Below are 680 nucleotides of genomic sequence, written 5' to 3'. Positions count from 1 at the left end.
GCCAAATAGTCGACCTTAATTTCTGCGGCTGTGATGATGTCAGATTTGTCTTTCTCCGTGAGCGCATCGGCTGATAAGCCACCGCCTTTTTTGTTGATGCCCTTGTTGTTGGATAATGGACCACCAACGGTCACACGGGTATGGACTTTATTTCCTTCTACGCTGGTGACTTGCAATTGAACTCTGCCATCATCAAGCAGTAGAATGTCGTTCGGTGAAACATCTTGAGGCAGTTCTTTGTAATCCAAACCAACGGATTCTTGGTTCCCTTCGCCTTTTGGTAAGTCGCTATCTAGTGTGAATTTATCGCCGACTTTGAGTGTGATTTTACCGTCTTTAAAGGTCGAAACACGAATTTTAGGTCCCTGTAAATCGCCAAGAATGGCAACCTGACGCCCTAATCTTGCGGCAATCGCGCGTACTTTTTTAGCACGTTGAATGTGGTCTTCACTTGTACCGTGAGAAAAGTTCATACGAACGACGTTCGCACCAGCTTTAATGATCTCCTCCAGCACATTGTCTTTATCAGTTGAAGGGCCAAGAGTGGTGACAATTTTCGTTCTTCTTAATTTGGAAGTCATAGATTCTCCGAAGAATGCAGGTGTAGGACAAAGTAACTCAAATTTTATTCTTACTTAATCTAACCACTGTCGAGGTCAGTATTTCTAAGCTCGATGCCA

Annotated in this window: 1 protein-coding gene; it reads right to left on the bottom strand. The window is 43.8% G+C overall.

Features of this window, described 5'->3' with window-relative positions; all coding sequences use genetic code 11:
• Window positions 1-581, bottom strand: a 581-nt coding sequence (locus tag R7R24_RS27240) for a pyruvate kinase (RefSeq protein ID WP_318120202.1), incomplete at its 3' end; no start/stop codon positions are given.
• Window positions 582-680: the final 99 nt, after the last annotated feature.

It is taken from the genome of Vibrio sp. 704 (assembly GCF_033339295.1).
Note: the sequence above shows the minus strand (reverse complement) of the source record. Positions and strands in the feature narration are given on the sequence as shown.